At 70.5% G+C, this 14,142-nt stretch carries 12 protein-coding genes, 1 tRNA gene and 1 other RNA gene; 4 read left to right on the top strand and 10 right to left on the bottom strand.

What is annotated here, in order from left to right:
- Positions 1–200: 200 nt before the first annotated feature.
- The 3 genes from BS80_RS22215 to BS80_RS22205 form a co-directional block, all read right to left on the bottom strand.
- On the bottom strand, positions 201–1,253 hold the full coding sequence (locus tag BS80_RS22215; RefSeq protein ID WP_035799947.1) for an aspartate-semialdehyde dehydrogenase: 1,053 nt from the start codon (positions 1,251–1,253) through the stop codon (positions 201–203).
- Positions 1,250–2,530 (bottom strand): aspartate kinase, encoded by a 1,281-nt coding sequence (locus tag BS80_RS22210; RefSeq protein WP_035799945.1) that lies wholly within the window; start codon positions 2,528–2,530, stop codon positions 1,250–1,252. The genes BS80_RS22215 and BS80_RS22210 overlap by 4 nt, the downstream gene beginning before the upstream one ends.
- Before the next feature lie 163 nt (positions 2,531–2,693).
- Positions 2,694–4,196, bottom strand: a complete 1,503-nt coding sequence (locus BS80_RS22205) for an MFS transporter (RefSeq protein ID WP_063772030.1) — start codon at positions 4,194–4,196, stop codon at positions 2,694–2,696.
- A gap of 80 nt (positions 4,197–4,276) precedes the next feature.
- On the opposite strand from BS80_RS22205, the gene BS80_RS22200 reads away from it, so the two are divergent.
- Positions 4,277–4,813, top strand: coding sequence for a MarR family winged helix-turn-helix transcriptional regulator (locus BS80_RS22200; RefSeq protein WP_051966907.1), 537 nt, complete (start codon positions 4,277–4,279; stop codon positions 4,811–4,813).
- Positions 4,814–4,833: 20 nt separating this feature from the next.
- Here BS80_RS22200 and BS80_RS22195 read toward each other — a convergent pair whose 3' ends face one another.
- From BS80_RS22195 to ffs, 5 genes are all read right to left on the bottom strand, one after another.
- The gene (locus tag BS80_RS22195; protein WP_035799943.1) at positions 4,834–5,496 is read right to left on the bottom strand and encodes a DUF5063 domain-containing protein; all 663 of its coding nucleotides are present in this window, start codon (positions 5,494–5,496) and stop codon (positions 4,834–4,836) included.
- A complete protein-coding gene (gene recR / locus BS80_RS22190; RefSeq protein ID WP_035799940.1) occupies positions 5,489–6,088 on the bottom strand; it encodes a recombination mediator RecR in 600 nt (199 codons plus the stop codon). Before recR ends, BS80_RS22195 begins: the two co-directional genes overlap by 8 nt.
- Positions 6,089–6,233: 145 nt before the next feature.
- Positions 6,234–6,581, bottom strand: coding sequence for a YbaB/EbfC family nucleoid-associated protein (locus tag BS80_RS22185; protein WP_083975051.1), 348 nt, complete (start codon positions 6,579–6,581; stop codon positions 6,234–6,236).
- 147 nt (positions 6,582–6,728) lie between these two features.
- The gene (locus BS80_RS22180) at positions 6,729–8,912 is read right to left on the bottom strand and encodes a DNA polymerase III subunit gamma and tau (RefSeq protein WP_035799931.1); all 2,184 of its coding nucleotides are present in this window, start codon (positions 8,910–8,912) and stop codon (positions 6,729–6,731) included.
- Positions 8,913–8,982: 70 nt separating this feature from the next.
- An RNA gene (gene ffs / locus BS80_RS38660) (signal recognition particle sRNA small type) lies at positions 8,983–9,073 on the bottom strand.
- A gap of 131 nt (positions 9,074–9,204) precedes the next feature.
- Here ffs and BS80_RS22175 point away from each other — a divergent pair.
- The 3 genes from BS80_RS22175 to BS80_RS22165 all read left to right on the top strand — a co-directional run bounded on the left by BS80_RS22175 (position 9,205) and on the right by BS80_RS22165 (position 12,052).
- Positions 9,205–9,289 (top strand) — tRNA-Ser (locus BS80_RS22175).
- A gap of 473 nt (positions 9,290–9,762) precedes the next feature.
- Positions 9,763–11,124, top strand: a complete 1,362-nt coding sequence (locus BS80_RS22170) for a chloride channel protein (protein WP_232246569.1) — start codon at positions 9,763–9,765, stop codon at positions 11,122–11,124.
- A gap of 319 nt (positions 11,125–11,443) precedes the next feature.
- Complete coding sequence (locus tag BS80_RS22165; protein WP_157536468.1) at positions 11,444–12,052, top strand: DUF4328 domain-containing protein; 609 nt, start codon at positions 11,444–11,446, stop codon at positions 12,050–12,052.
- 318 nt (positions 12,053–12,370) lie between these two features.
- Here the strand turns inward: BS80_RS22165 and BS80_RS22160 are convergent, their stop codons facing one another.
- Positions 12,371–12,688 (bottom strand): hypothetical protein, encoded by a 318-nt coding sequence (locus BS80_RS22160; RefSeq protein WP_035799928.1) that lies wholly within the window; start codon positions 12,686–12,688, stop codon positions 12,371–12,373.
- Entirely contained in the window at positions 12,685–13,890 is a 1,206-nt protein-coding gene (locus tag BS80_RS22155) for a Shedu anti-phage system protein SduA domain-containing protein (protein WP_035799925.1), read from the bottom strand. Before BS80_RS22155 ends, BS80_RS22160 begins: the two co-directional genes overlap by 4 nt.
- Between the last annotated feature and the right edge of the window lie 252 nt (positions 13,891–14,142).

The raw sequence follows: 14,142 nt of genomic DNA, 5'->3' as shown, positions 1-14,142 counted from the left end.
GGGCTCAGCCGACTGCCGCACAGCTGCCGGGCGTACGGGTTTCGCCCTTGCCCCACCCATCACCACCAGGTCTGTCACGGCCGTTGGACACTCGATCCCCCCTCAGGGTTGCCCCGTCTGGCGGACATTCTTCCGCACAGAGCGGAGCCCCCTCCACCGGAAGGGGGCTCCAGATCAAAAACCAGGGGTGGATCCGTGTGTCAGCCGAGGAATTCCGCAGCGACCAGCTCGGCGATCTGCGCGGTGTTGAGGGCCGCGCCCTTGCGCAGGTTGTCGCCGCAGAGGAAGAGGTCCAGGGCGTTCGGGTCGTCGATCGAGCGACGCACCCGGCCGACCCAGGTGGGGTCGGTGCCGACCACGTCGTTCGGCGTCGGGAACTCGCCGGCCTCCGGGTTGTCGTACAGCACCACGCCGGGCGCCCGGGCCAGGATCTCCTGGGCGCGCAGCTGGCTGACCTCGCGCTCGAAGACCGCGTGCACGGCCAGCGAGTGCGTGGTGACCACCGGGATCCGCACACAGGTGGCGGAGACCCTGAGGTTCGGCAGGCCGAGGATCTTGCGGCTCTCGTTGCGGACCTTGAGCTCCTCGGAGGACCAGCCGCCCTCCTGGAGCGAGCCGGCCCACGGCACCGCGTTCAGCACCAGCGGCGCCGGGAACGGGCCGTTGTCGCCGATCACCGCGCGCAGGTCGCCGGTCTGCTCGCCGACGGCCGTACCGGCCACCTTCGCGGTCTGCTCGCGCAGTGCGTCGATGCCGGGCTGACCGGCGCCGGAGGCCGCCTGGTAGGAGGCGACCACCAGCTCCTTGAGGCTGAGCTCGGAGTGCAGCGCGCCCAGCGCGACGATCATCGACAGCGTGGTGCAGTTCGGGTTGGCGATGATGCCGCGCGGACGCAGCCGGGCCGCGGCCGCGTTCACCTCGGGCACCACCAGCGGCACGTCGTCGTCCATCCGGAAGGCCCCGGAGTTGTCGACGACGACGGCGCCCCGGGCCACCGCGATCGGCGCCCACTGCGCCGAGACCTCGTCCGGGACGTCGAACATCGCGATGTCGATGCCCTCGAAGGCCTCCTCGCTCAGCGCCACGACCTCGACCTCCTGGCCGCGCACGGACAGCTTGCGGCCGGCCGAGCGGGCGGAGGCGATCAGCCGGATCTCTCCCCAGACGTCCTGGCGGGCGGAGAGGATGCCGAGCATCACCGTGCCGACGGCGCCGGTGGCGCCGACCACGGCGAGGTTGGGCCGGCGACTCATCGCCCGGTCCCGCCGTAGACGACGGCCTCGTCGCTGTCGCTGTCCAGGCCGAACGCGGAGTGCACCGCGCGGACCGCCTCGTTGACGTCGTCGGCGCGGGTCACCACGGAGATCCGGATCTCCGAGGTGGAGATCAGCTCGATGTTGACCCCGGCCTCGGAGAGCGCCTCGAAGAAGGTCGCGGTGACCCCCGGGTTGGAGCGCATGCCGGCGCCGACCAGCGAGATCTTGCCGATCGCGTCGTCGTAGCGCAGCGACTCGTAGCCGATGCCCTCCTTGACCCGGCCGAGGGCGTCGATGGCCTTCTGGCCCTCGGCCTTCGGCAGGGTGAAGGAGATGTCGGTCAGACCGGTGGAGGCGGCCGAGACGTTCTGCACCACCATGTCGATGTTGACCTCGGCGTCCGCGATCGCGCGGAAGATCCGGGCAGCCTCGCCCGGCTTGTCCGGCACGCCGACGACCGTGACCTTGGCCTCGGACGTGTCGTGGGCGACCCCGGAGATGATGGCCTGCTCCATCTCGCCCCCTTCGGGCTTGGTCGGGTTGGTGTTGCTGACGATGGTCCCCGGCAGTCCGGAGAACGACGATCGTACGTGGATCGGGATCGTGTAGCGCCGCGCGTACTCGACACAGCGGTCCAGCAGCACCTTGGAGCCGGACGAGGCCAGCTCCAGCATGTCCTCGTAGCCGATCCAGTCGATCTTGCGGGCCTTCTTGACCACCCGCGGGTCGGCGGTGAAAACGCCGTCCACATCGGTGTAGATCTCGCAGACCTCGGCCTTGAGTGCGGCGGCCAGCGCCACCGCGGTGGTGTCGGAGCCGCCACGGCCCAGGGTAGTGATGTCCTTGCTCACCTGGGAGACGCCCTGGAAGCCGGCCACGATCGCGATGTTGCCCTCGTCCAGGGCATTGCGGATCCGGCCCGGCGTGACGTCGATGATGCGCGCCTTGTTGTGGACCGAGTCGGTGATGACTCCGGCCTGGCTCCCCGTGAACGACTGGGCCTCGTGACCCAGGGATCTGATGGCCATGGCCAGCAGCGCCATCGAGATCCGCTCACCAGCGGTCAGCAGCATGTCGAACTCACGGCCGGCGGGCAGGGGGGAAACCTGCTCGGCGAGTTCGATCAGCTCGTCCGTCGTGTCGCCCATCGCGGACACCACGACGACGACCTCATGGCCGGCCTTCTTGGTGTCCACGATGCGACGGGCCACGCGCTTGATGCCCTCGGCATCCGCAACGGATGAGCCGCCGTACTTCTGCACGACAAGGCCCACGTGCGCTCCTCGACTAAGTCGTTTTCGGGGGTGGTGGTGGTCGGCGCGGGTGGCGTCGTCCGGTCCCCCGGGCCCCCTGCGTGAGGGGGTCCTTTCGGTCGCGGGTCAGTCTACCGAGCGGGCGGCCGGGTTCGGCCGCATTCCATATGGTGAGACTGACGTTTTACCTGGTGGACGCTCCGGTTGCGGCGCGACGGGCGACTCTGCGGGGGATCCGGGGCGGGTGCGAAAGATTCACGGGGGCGGGCGGGTTCCGCTCCGGATTTGCCGGTTGAAGATTTTTCAAGATTTTCACCGGGCCCCCGCCTGATCCGCCCGTCGCACCTGCCGTAGCCGTCGAACCCGTCGCACCCATGGCGACGACCGTGGCCCCGGCGTCCGGCCGCACCACGTGCTGCGGCAGGGTCCGGCCCAGCCGCAGCAGCAGCGCGCCACCCGCCAGCGCCGCGGCGGCGACCACAAGCCACGGCAGCCGGCCGTCCACCGCGAGCAGCACGGTGAAGAGCGAGGGCGCGACGGTCTTCGCGAGCGACCAGGAGAGCTGGTACGTCGCCAGGTACCGCCCCCGCAGCTCCACCGGCGCGGCGGCGGTGGCCAGCGAGGAGGCCGACGGGTTGTGCACCAGCTCCCCGACCGTGGCGACCACCACGGCCGCCAGCAGCCCGGCCATCAGCAGCGGCAGCGCGTGCGGCCGCAGGGTGCCCAGCACCGCCTGGCCGAGCGCGGCCAGCGCGAAGAACCCGGCGCCGGCCGCCGCGGCCGCCGTGCGGCTGCCGAAGCGCCTCGCGGCCCGCGCCACCGGGACCCCGGCGACCGCGCAGAGCACCGTGTTCACCACGAAAGCCGCGCCGGTCAGCGACTGCGGGGCGCCCAGCCGGCTCACCGCGAAGACCGGCAGCAGGACCGAGAGGGCCGAGTAGCCGAGGGCGATCAGGAAGTTGGCCGAGGTCAGGCCGAGGTACTGCCGGTCGGCCAGCACCACGCGGTAGCCGACCCGCGCCGGCCCGTCGGCCGCCGGCCCGTCGGCGCGGGCGGGAGCCGGACGGCTGCGGCCCGTCCCGGGCGTCCGGCGCGCCAGCAGGCCCGCGGCCAGGAAGCTCGCGGCGTTGAGCCAGGCCGCCACCGTGAAGCCCCGGTCGCCGAGCACGCCGATGATCAGCGAGGCGAGCAGCGTCCCCGCCCCCAGTCCGGCGTTGGCCAGGCTGCGGGCGATCGCCTGCAGTCGCTCGACGTCCGCCCCCCGGGCCAGCTCGCCGATCCGGGCCTGCTGGACGACCGGGAAGCCGCGGTCGCCGGTCGCGGTGAGCAGGGCCACGACGGCGAAGGCCGGCAGCGAGGTGGCGAACGGGTAGGCGGCGAAGGCCAGGCCGCGCAGCCCGTAGAGCGCCAACTGGAGGCGGCGGGCGCCGAACCGGTCCACCGCGACGCCGACCAGCGGCAGCGCCGCCATCGCCGCGAACCCGGTGGCCGTGAGCACCGCGCCGATCAGCGTCAGCGGCAGGCCGGTGACGTGCCGGAAGAACACCAGGCTGAACGGGATGTACATCCCCGAGCCCACGGAGTCGACCGCCATCCCCGCCAGCAGGGCGCGCTCACCCGGCACGCGCGGCACGCGCGGCACGCGCCGCCGCCGCAGCCTGCCGCTGCCCCAGCTGTCCGTGATCATGATCCCCCCAATTGCTAAGTTGAAAGTAACTTAGCAGTAAGCGACTTAGAGTCAAGCTAGTTTGTGGCAGACTGGTCCCCATGGAGCCCATCGAAGCCACCGCCCCCGCATCCGCGCCCGCCACCGGCGCGCTACCGCCGGACGCGGTGGACACGATCATCGACCAGTGGCAGCGGGCCAGGCCCGACCTGGAGACCGACGCGATGGCGGTGTTCGGGCGGATCTACCGGCTGGCCCGGGCGATGGGCGACCGGATCGAACGGACGTACCAGCGGTTCGGCATCGGTCGCGGCGAGTTCGACGTCCTCGCCACGCTGCGCCGGGCACCCGCGCCGCACGTGCTCTCCCCGCGCGAGCTGACGGCCACCCTGATGCTCACCACGGGCGGCATGACCGGCCGGCTGGACAAGCTGGAGCGGGCCGGACTGGTGCTGCGCTCCCCCGACCCCGTGGACCGGCGCGGGCTCCGGGTCTCGCTCACCGCGCAGGGGCTGGCCGTGGTGGACCAGGCCGTCAGCGCCGGGCTGGCCGAGCAGCAGCAGGCGCTGGCCGCGCTCGGCGGCGAGCAGGCCGCGCAGCTGAACGATCTGCTGCGGACCCTGCTCGCGGCCGTCTGACGCTCAGCGGTGGCCGGGTGTCAGGTGCCGAGCTCGGCGGCCATCAGGGCGCCGGCCTGCTGCTCCAGCTGCTCGTCGGTCAACCCGTCGTCGTCCGTGTCCGCGCCGTCCGGCACCGCGCCGATCGGGCTGTCCAGCCGGACGTGCGCGATCAGCGACTGCAGCGCCCGCAGCACCGCGGTGCAGGACGAGCCCCAGGTGGAGAGGTAGGAGAACTGCCACCACCAGAGCGCCTCGCTGATCCGGCCCTCGTCGTAGTGCGTCAGGCCGTGCCGCAGGTCGCTCACCACGCCCGCCAGATCGTCCGAGATCCGGAACGCGCTGGGCATCGTCGGCGCACCGTACGGGTCGAAGACCTCGTGGTAGACGTCGATCGGCGCGAGCAGCTCGGCGAGGCGCTCACGCAGCTCCACGCCGTCCGGCTCGGGCCCGGTGTCCGGCTCGAACCGGTCCTCGGGCAGGACGTCCTCGACAGCGCCGAGCCGCCCGCCGGCCAACAGCAGCTGGGAGACCTCCAGCAGCAGCAGTGACACGGCGCTGCCCGGCTCGTCGCCCTTGGCGATCTCCGTCACGGCCAGCACGAAGCTCTTGACCGAGTCCGCGATCTGCACGGCGAAGTCGTCCGGTCCCTGCGCCGGCACGGTCTGGGTGTGCACACCCGGGTGCACGCTCTTGTCAGACATCGAGCAGTCGTCTCCCTTCGAAGGCCCGGCCGAGGGTGACCTCGTCGGCGTACTCCAAGTCCCCGCCGACGGGCAGTCCGCTCGCCAGTCGGGTCACCTTCAGCCCCATCGGCTTGCAGAGCCGGGCCAGGTAGGTCGCGGTCGCCTCCCCTTCCAGGTTGGGGTCTGTGGCGAGGATCAGCTCGCTGACCGTCCCGTCGGCCAGGCGCGCCAGCAGTTCCCTGATCCGCAGGTCGTCCGGACCGACGCCCTCGATCGGGCTGATCGCGCCGCCGAGCACGTGGTAGCGGCCGCGGAACTCACGCGTCCGCTCGATCGCCACGACGTCCTTGGACTCCTCCACCACGCAGATGACCGTCAGGTCGCGCCTCGGGTCCAGACAGACCCGGCAGCGCTCGGTCTCCGCCACGTTGCCGCAGACCGCGCAGAACCGGACCTTGTCCTTGACCTCCAGCAGCGTGTGCGCCAGACGCCGGACGTCCACCGGGTCGGCCGCCAGGATGTGGAAGGCGATCCGCTGCGCGCTCTTGGGCCCGACGCCGGGCAGCCTGCCCAACTCGTCGATCAGGTCCTGAACAACGCCCTCGTACACCGCTCTGCCTTCCCACTGCTCTCGCCACTGCACTCGCCACTGCGTTCACGACGTCGGCTCTGCTGCTCGTTCGCCGCCGCCGGTGCCATCATCCAACGATTCGGGCGTCGGACACACCGTCCGACGCCCGAATGACCTGAGATGTTCAGAAGGGCAGCCCCGGGATGCTGCCGCCGAGACCGCCGAGGCCCTGGGTCAGCGGGCCCATCCGCTCGGCCGCGAGCTTCTGGGCCGCCGCGTTGGCGTCCCGGACGGCCGCCAGGACCAGGTCCGCCAGCGTCTCGGTGTCCTCCGGGTCGACGGCGGCCGGCGCGATGGTGAGCGCCATCAGCTCGCCGCTACCGCTCACCGTGGCCTCGACCAGGCCGCCGCCCGCCGAACCGCTCACCCGCGCGTCGGCCAGCTCCTGCTGCGCGCGGCCGAGGTCCTCCTGCATCTTCTGCGCCTGCTTGAGCAGCTGCTGCATGTTGGGCTGGCCACCACCAGGAAACACGGTTCACTCCTGCCTGAGAAACTCCATGCGGCGGCGCGTCGCGTGGCACGCCGTCCTCCGTCGGATCGAGCCTACGTCCTGGGCGGTGCGGCGCTCATAAGGTCCCGGTTTCGCCCGTTCCCGCCGCTCCCGCCGATCAGCCGGTGATCAACGGCCGTGCTGGATCTCCTCCAGAACGGTCGCGTTGAGCTCCCGGATGATCAGCTCCTGACCGGAGACGGTGTTCACCGGCTGGCCCGGACCGCCGGCCTCCGGGTCGTCGTCGTCCTCAGGACCGAACCCCGACGTCATCGGCGACGGCCCGGCGGGCGCCGCCTGCGACACGACCGCCGGAGCCTGCGCCTGCTGCTGGTGCTGCTGCTGTTGCTGGTGCTGCGGCTGCTGTTGCTGTACGGACGGTGCCGGCGCCGGTGCCTGGGCCTGCGGCGTGGCCGGGGCGAACTGGGCGACCGGCGCGGCGGGAGGAGCCGCCGCGGGAGCCGGCTGACGCGAGGCCGGCGAGGCACCGCCCGCCCCGCCCGCGCCACCCCAGCCGCCGCTGCCCGCGGTGGGCGCGGGCGCCTGGCTGCCGCCGCCGGACGGGTCGACGATGCACTCGATCCGCCAGTCCACGTTGAGCGCGTCGGCCACCGCCTGCTTCAGTACGTCGTCGCTGTTGCTGCTGACGAAGCTGTCGCGGGCCCCGGCGTTGATGAAGGAGACCTGGAGGACACTGCCGTCGAAGCCCGCGACCTGGCCGTTCTGGCTCAACAGGATCCAGGTGAAGCGGCGGCGGTTCTTCACCGCCTCCAGGATCTGCGGCCACATCTGCCGCACCTGCGCCGCGCCCTGCTGCGCCCCTGCGGACGGCTGCTGCTGGACCGGCGGGGCGGGCGGGGCCGCTGCCGGCTGCTGAACGGGCGGGGGCGTCGACGTCGGTGTCGGCGTCGGCTCCTGCCCGGCCGCCGGGAAGCTGCGCGGGATCGGCCAAGCCCCCGGCGCGGGCCCCGCCGCCGGAGCGGGAGCGGGCACGGAAGCAGGTGCCGGTGCCTGTACCGGCTGCTGGAACGCCGCAGGCGCCACTACCGGCACCTCTGTCACCGCTGGCACCACGGGTGCCGGCGCCATGGCCGCCACCGGCGCACCGGCGCCGGCGAATCCCCCCCCGCCCCCGAACGCCGTCCCGCCGCCCGCGGCGGCCCGCCGCTCCAGGGTCTCCATCCGCGCCATCAGCGACAGCTCGTCGCTGTACGCGCCGGGCAGCATCACCCGGGCACAGATCAGCTCCAGCTGGAGGCGCGGCGCGGCGTTCCCGCGCATCTCGGTCAAGCCGGTGTTGACGATGTCGGCGGCCCGGCTGAGCTCGGCCGCCCCGAACCGGTCCGCCTGCGCCTGCATCACGGCCACCCGGTCCGGAGGAGCGTCGATCAGCCCCTTCTCCCCGGCGTCCGGCACCGTGCCCAGGATCAGCAGGTCGCGCAGCCGCTCCAGCAGATCCGTGACGAACCGCCGCGGGTCGTGCCCACCCTCGACCACCCGGTCGACGATCTGGAACACCGTCGCCCCGTCGTGCGCGGCGAACGCGTCCACGACCTCGTCCAACAGCGCCGAGTCCGTGTACCCGAGCAGCGCGGTGGCCATTTGATAGGTGACCCCGCCCTCGCCCGCGCCGGCCAGGAGCTGGTCCATCACCGACATCGAGTCACGCACCGAGCCAGCCCCGGAGCGCACCACCAACGGGAACACCGAGTCCTCGACCTGGATCTGCTCCCGCCCGCAGACCTCGGCCAGGTAGTCCCGCAGCGTGCCCGGCGGCACCAGCCGGAACGGGTAGTGGTGGGTCCGGGACCGGATCGTCCCGATCACCTTCTCCGGCTCCGTCGTCGCGAAGATGAACTTGAGGTGCTCCGGCGGCTCCTCCACCACCTTCAGCAGCGCGTTGAACCCGGCCGAGGTGACCATGTGCGCCTCGTCCAGGATGAAGATCTTGTACCGGCTGTGCACCGGCGCGAAGAACGCCCGCTCACGCAGGTCACGCGCGTCGTCCACACCACCGTGCGACGCGGCGTCGATCTCGATCACGTCGATCGAACCGGGCCCGCCGGTCGCCAGGTCGGTGCACGACTGGCACTCCCCGCACGGCGTCGGCGTCGGCCCCTGCGCACAGTTGAGACAACGCGCCAGGATGCGCGCACTCGTCGTCTTGCCGCAGCCGCGCGGGCCGCTGAACAGGTAGGCGTGGTTGACCCTGTTGTTGCGCAGGGCCTGCTGGAGCGGAGCGGTCACGTGCTCCTGCCCGATGACCTCGGCGAAAGTCTCGGGGCGATAGCGGCGGTACAGGGCTAGGGACACGCCACCGACGATATCGGGACCGCCGGACAAACGCGTCGTCCGTCGGCCCCCCGCCCCCGCCAGGGAACGCAAAGACCCCTCGTGCACCCGCCAGAGCCCTCTTACCCTTGCTGCCTTCCGGCCCTGGGGGGGTTCAGAGAGATAACGCCACACGAGGGGCTGGCACCAGAGTAGCGGATCCCAGCCCCTACTCCCTACCCCCACCCCCATCGACGATCCGCAGGCAGCCACCCGCGACCACCTGCGGATAGGTGGTCGCGAGCACCCCCGAACATGTACTAAGCTCTCCCACGGAGGATTCGCCTAGTGGCCTAGGGCGCACGCTTGGAAAGCGTGTTGGGGGCAACCCCTCACGAGTTCGAATCTCGTATCCTCCGCCTCTGCCAGCCATGGCAGCCGAAGGACCCGACCGCACTGCGGTCGGGTCCTTCGTCGTTCCGTGGTTGCAGTTTCGGTTGCATTCGCTGCCGTTCGGAGCCGTCCGCAGCCCGCTGAGCAACGGCCCAGCTGCAGGCGGAAAGCATTCGAGCCGACGCCGCCCCAGTGCGACGACCGGCAATGGACGCTACTGCGGCGCGAGATTCGACTGGGCTGTGGCATTGGACGCCACCATCGCGCGCACACCAGCACGCGGGCCGGCGCCCGCATCGACCTACCGCCGGAGCCCACCTCGGCGAAGGTCGGGCACCGGCCAGAAGTGGTCGGCTCGTCGACCGGCGGCTAGCGTTTTATCGGATGCCTCGGCCGGGAGGAGGAACTGCCCGGTTCGGGAAGGCCCGGCGGTGCAGGCGGCGCGTGCATCCCGCCTGCTTCCCACTTCGGGCCGTGAGGCCTCAGGCTAGGAGGCGTGGTGACGACTCCGTCCGATCCTCTTGCGCTGCTGCGGTCCAAGAGCTACATCGCGCTGCTGGTGCTTGCCGCGATGATCGGTGTTCCCATCTCGGCAGCGGCCTACTTCTTTCTCGCCCTGGTCAGCGAACTGCAGGGGTGGATCTTCACCAGCCTGCCGAAGGCCCTGGGCTTCCACGGCGAACCCCTGTGGTGGCCCATACCGCCGCTGCTGCTGGCCGGCGTGCTGGTCGCGCTCACCATCCGGTATCTGCCCGGCACGGGCGGGCGTTCACCAGCTGACGGGTTCAAGGCGGGCGAGGGCCCGCCACCCACCATCGACCTTCCGGGCATCGTACTCGCGGCCTTCGCCACGTTGAGCCTGGGCGTGGTGCTCGGCCCCGAAGGGCCGCTGGTCGCCCTCGGCGCGGGGCTCGGCGCCCTCGCGGTCCGCCTCGTCAAGCGGGACGCGCCGCCCAGGGTCCAGTCCGTGCTGGCCGCCGCGGGCAGCTTCGCCGCGATCAGCGCCATCCTCGGCTCGCCCATAACCGGTGCCTTCCTCCTGATGGAAGCCTCCGGCCTGGGCGGCGCCATGATGCAACTCGTGCTGGTACCAGGTCTGCTGGCCGCAGGCGTCGGATCCCTCATATTCGTCGGCCTGGATGCCTGGACCGGCCTGGGCACGTTCTCACTGGCGATTCCCGGTCTGCCGCACGTCGGTGCTCCTACCGGCGCCGAATTCCTGTGGGCTGTGGCGATCGGGCTCATGGCCGTCCCGGTCGGCTCCGGAATCCGGTGGCTCGCGCTGTTCCTGCGGCCCTATTCCGTGCGGCGGATCGTGCCGGTCACCGCAGCGGTCGGTCTGGCGGTCGCGGGCCTGGCGATCGCGTTCGCCGCAGCCACCGGCAAGAGCTCCTCCGAGGTGCTGTTCTCCGGGCAGACCGCACTCGGACCGCTCATTACCAACAGCGCCAGCTACAGCGTCGGCGCGCTGCTGCTGCTCATCGTCTGCAAAGGGCTCGCCTACGGAGTGTCGCTGAGCTGCTTCCGCGGTGGTCCGACCTTCCCGGCCCTGTTCGTCGGGGCGGCCGGCGGCATAGCACTGTCGCACCTGCCGGGACTGCCGCTCGTCGACGGCGTCGCCCTGGGCATCGGCGCGATGTCCGTCGTGATGCTCAGGCTCCCGCTGACGTCCGTCCTGCTGGCCACCCTGCTGCTGGCGTCGGACAGCCTGACGATCATGCCGCTGGTGATTGTGGCAGTTGTCGTGGCGTACGTGGCCTCCGCCAGGCTCGCACCGCCCCCGCCTCAGGGATCCCCTTCTGCCACGACAGTGCCCCCCGAACCGCACGAACCGCGCCCCCGGCCCGATCGCGCGGCCTGATCGTGTCACTCGCGGCCGGGAACCGCCGTCGCCAGCCGCGGTAGCCGCACCGCTGTCGGCACAAGGACCGGCCCTTGCGTTCACCGCCGTCCAACGCTGTCCGCAGTCTGCCGAGTAAGCCGCTCCGCTGCCGGCCTACCCGCATGAATCACAGACTCTGGCGCGAGAACTTCAGGTCCCGGCGTGCGATCGTGGCCGGCAGCCGGGGCGCAAGCGCTGCCACGCCGCCGTCCGGCGGCAGCGAGGCGCCGAAACGGCTAGTCTGCGGGCGAAGCGGCGGTGATCTTCGCCGCCTGCACACCAGGTGGGGGCCATACCCGTGAGCTCAACGTCCAACGGCGATCCCGCGCGCCCGAACTCGCGCGCCGCGGCCTACCGTGGCGCGCTGGCCGACCCACGACCGCTGGCCCTTGCAGCCCAGACGATGATCGCGATGGAGACCCTCCTCCACGTCGCCGTGACCGTCACCGGCGGTCGCGACTCCGCCATAGCCTGGGCGGCACCGCTTTCCGTTCCCCTCTTCCTCACCGCCGTCGGACTCTTCCTCTGCTGGTTTCACCGCTGCAGCCGCAACGCCGAACTCTTCGCCCCCGGCCGGCACCAGCACTCCGAAGAAGCCACTGTCGGCATCTGGTTCCACCCATTGAAGATGCTCTGGGCCCCACGCCGCATCGCCCTCGACATCTGGAACGCCAGCGGCGGCACCGGCAGTCCCTGGCTGATCAACGCGTGGTGGATCGCCTGGCTCGGGAAGTTCTTCAGCGCGCTCCTGTATCCGGCCTTCGGCGGGTCCGTCTACGACCCGAACGCGACCTATATGTTCCAGATCGGTGTCGTTGCCGCAGGGCTGGCCATCCTAATGATCCACCAGCTCACCGCCGCTCAGGATGCCAAGGTGGGAGCAGGGGTCCGCGACACTGGGTTCTGAGCGGCGGGCGCCGCTTACGCCAGCCCTCCAGGAGAACTGGATCACTTGATCCGCGAGCCAGATCGACTCTGGCTTCTGGTCTCAGTTTTGGTCTCGTTCACCCCCGTCCAGCCGGGTCCAGCAACCGCCCAGCAGCTCGCTCCGCCGCAGGTCAGAACGGTCACAGACCCCAGCGGACACCATTCAGGAGAGCTGGAAAGCGTGTTGGGGGTAACCCCTCACGAGTTCGAATCTCGTATCCTCCGCCGGCAGATGGCCCGGACCGCACAGCGGTCCGGGCCATCGTCGTTGCCGGGCTGTCTCCCGCCGGCATCACGGCTACCGCCGGCGCAGGTGGCGAGAGGCCGCCAAGCAGGAAGACAGCCAGGTTGCCTCTGGTTGGTTGATAATCAGGCCGCTGACAGTGATCATCCCGTCCATGACCTCGCCGACCCGGATCGAGTGGTCGCCGACGCGGAACAGCTGCCAATCCGCATCGCTGTGCCAGAGGCGCGCCGTCTTCTCCCCTCGACGCTGGGCGAAGACGAGTTCCTCGCCGCACTCGTTCAGGAAGTAGCCCACGTAGTCCTTCGCGGTGATCGAGCCACCGCACAGGCGAGCCAGGAGTTGCTCGATCGAGGGCTGGGCGTCAGTCATGAGTCGGGCTCCTCAGTCGCTTCCGAGTCCTGTTGCTCGGATGACAGCGCAAGCATCCGACTGGCCGAATCGAGCAGGGTCTCGTAGGTGATCACTTCTATCCGGGTGGCGTGCGTGTTGTAGGTGCGCAGGGTCTCCGCGACCTCCCTCGGCGCGATACCCCCTCCCACATAGCGCGAGTGGCCGATCACAATGGTGGCCGAGGCCCTGCGGCTGTCGACTCCGTAGTCGGCCAGGATGGTCCGCCGGTCCTCGTCCAGTGTCCGCAGGTAGTTCTGCGCCTGGGAGACCGCTTGGTGGGGTGGCGCGCCCAGCATCAGATGGCCGCTGCGGCGAATGACCAAGCTCTCGATGTTGGCGCGCTTGAGCTCGACGACGTGCAGGGAACCATCGGCACGCAGGAGCGGGATGTCCAGGATGGTATCCGGGGTGTACTGGCGGCGCGCCAGCTCACCCACATAGGCCCCACCGAAGATCCACGCCTGATTCTTCAGGCAGGCGTGAAGCACGCTCTCGGAACTGGCCGGATCGTCCACCGCAGCCCTCAGGGCCGCGAGGCCGGCCCGCCTGGCCTTGAGCTCAAGGAACTGGGCCAACAGCCCCGCGTCGGCATCCACCAGGACATCACCCAGCAACCGGGCAGACTCCGCAGAGGCCGGACGCGGCAGACTTCGCAGGACCAGCTCAAGGTGGCCGTACTGCTGGAGTCGCCTCACCTCCCGCGTGGACAGCCGGATCCCACCCTCGCCAGCCTCGACTCCCAGGTGGTCGGCGCACTGGGCAATGCCACGGAAGAGGTCACGGGCATCCGCGGCAGTCGCGTCCGGATTGTCACGGCAGAGCACGTCAAGCACGGCAACCGCCCGGTCGGCGCCACGAGCGGCCATCCTCCGATGGAACTCCTCACCACGCTGCCGAGCGTCCTCGTCGTAGTACCCCTCCACAACTTCGAGGAACAGCTCTCCGTCGGCGTAGCCGGCGAACCGTTGGAAGCGCTGGGCAAGCCCGAAGTCCCCACAGAGGATGGCTTCTTGGGCCACATCGTTCAGGGCGTCCACCAACGGCCGGCCCTTGCCGTACGTGCGGTCCGTTCCCATGATGCGCAACACCGTGTCGATTCGCTGCTGGACGACCGCGTGCTCGGTGAGCCCCTTTGCTGCCTCGACCATGCGCTGGAGCGAGAAGCTGGATCTGAATCCCATCGAGCTAGCCTAGGGTCGGGTACTGACAGCACAGCCTTGCCAGCTGGTTGATCAGGGGTTGCCGACCAGGAGACTGTCAGGCACCGCTGAACCACGGGCGTCGCGATGACGGGCATTGCTCTGGTGGTGGAGGACGATGTTGCCGCCGAGCTGCATGACCACGTGCGCGACCCAGTTGGCCCAGGTTCCGGGATCGGCCCATGGTCTCAGTTCCGGTCTCATTCACTGCACTCCAGCAACGTTCGAAGCCTG

Source organism: Kitasatospora mediocidica KCTC 9733 (assembly GCF_000744225.1).
Lineage (GTDB): Bacteria > Actinomycetota > Actinomycetes > Streptomycetales > Streptomycetaceae > Kitasatospora > Kitasatospora mediocidica.
The sequence above is the reverse complement of the archived record's forward strand: the minus strand, read 5'-3'. Positions and strand labels throughout refer to the sequence as shown.

Excerpts from the sequence above, each read along its gene's own strand:
- BS80_RS22215 (WP_035799947.1), bottom strand. The coding sequence starts at position 1,253 with ATGAGTCGCCGGCCCAACCTCGCCGTGGTCGGCGCCACCGGCGCCGTC.
- BS80_RS22205 (WP_063772030.1), bottom strand. The coding sequence starts at position 4,196 with ATGATCACGGACAGCTGGGGCAGCGGCAGGCTGCGGCGGCGGCGCGTG.
- BS80_RS22200 (WP_051966907.1), top strand. The coding sequence starts at position 4,277 with ATGGAGCCCATCGAAGCCACCGCCCCCGCATCCGCGCCCGCCACCGGC.
- BS80_RS22195 (WP_035799943.1), bottom strand. The coding sequence starts at position 5,496 with ATGTCTGACAAGAGCGTGCACCCGGGTGTGCACACCCAGACCGTGCCG.
- BS80_RS22160 (WP_035799928.1), bottom strand. The coding sequence starts at position 12,688 with ATGACTGACGCCCAGCCCTCGATCGAGCAACTCCTGGCTCGCCTGTGC.
- BS80_RS22155 (WP_035799925.1), bottom strand. The coding sequence starts at position 13,890 with ATGGGATTCAGATCCAGCTTCTCGCTCCAGCGCATGGTCGAGGCAGCA.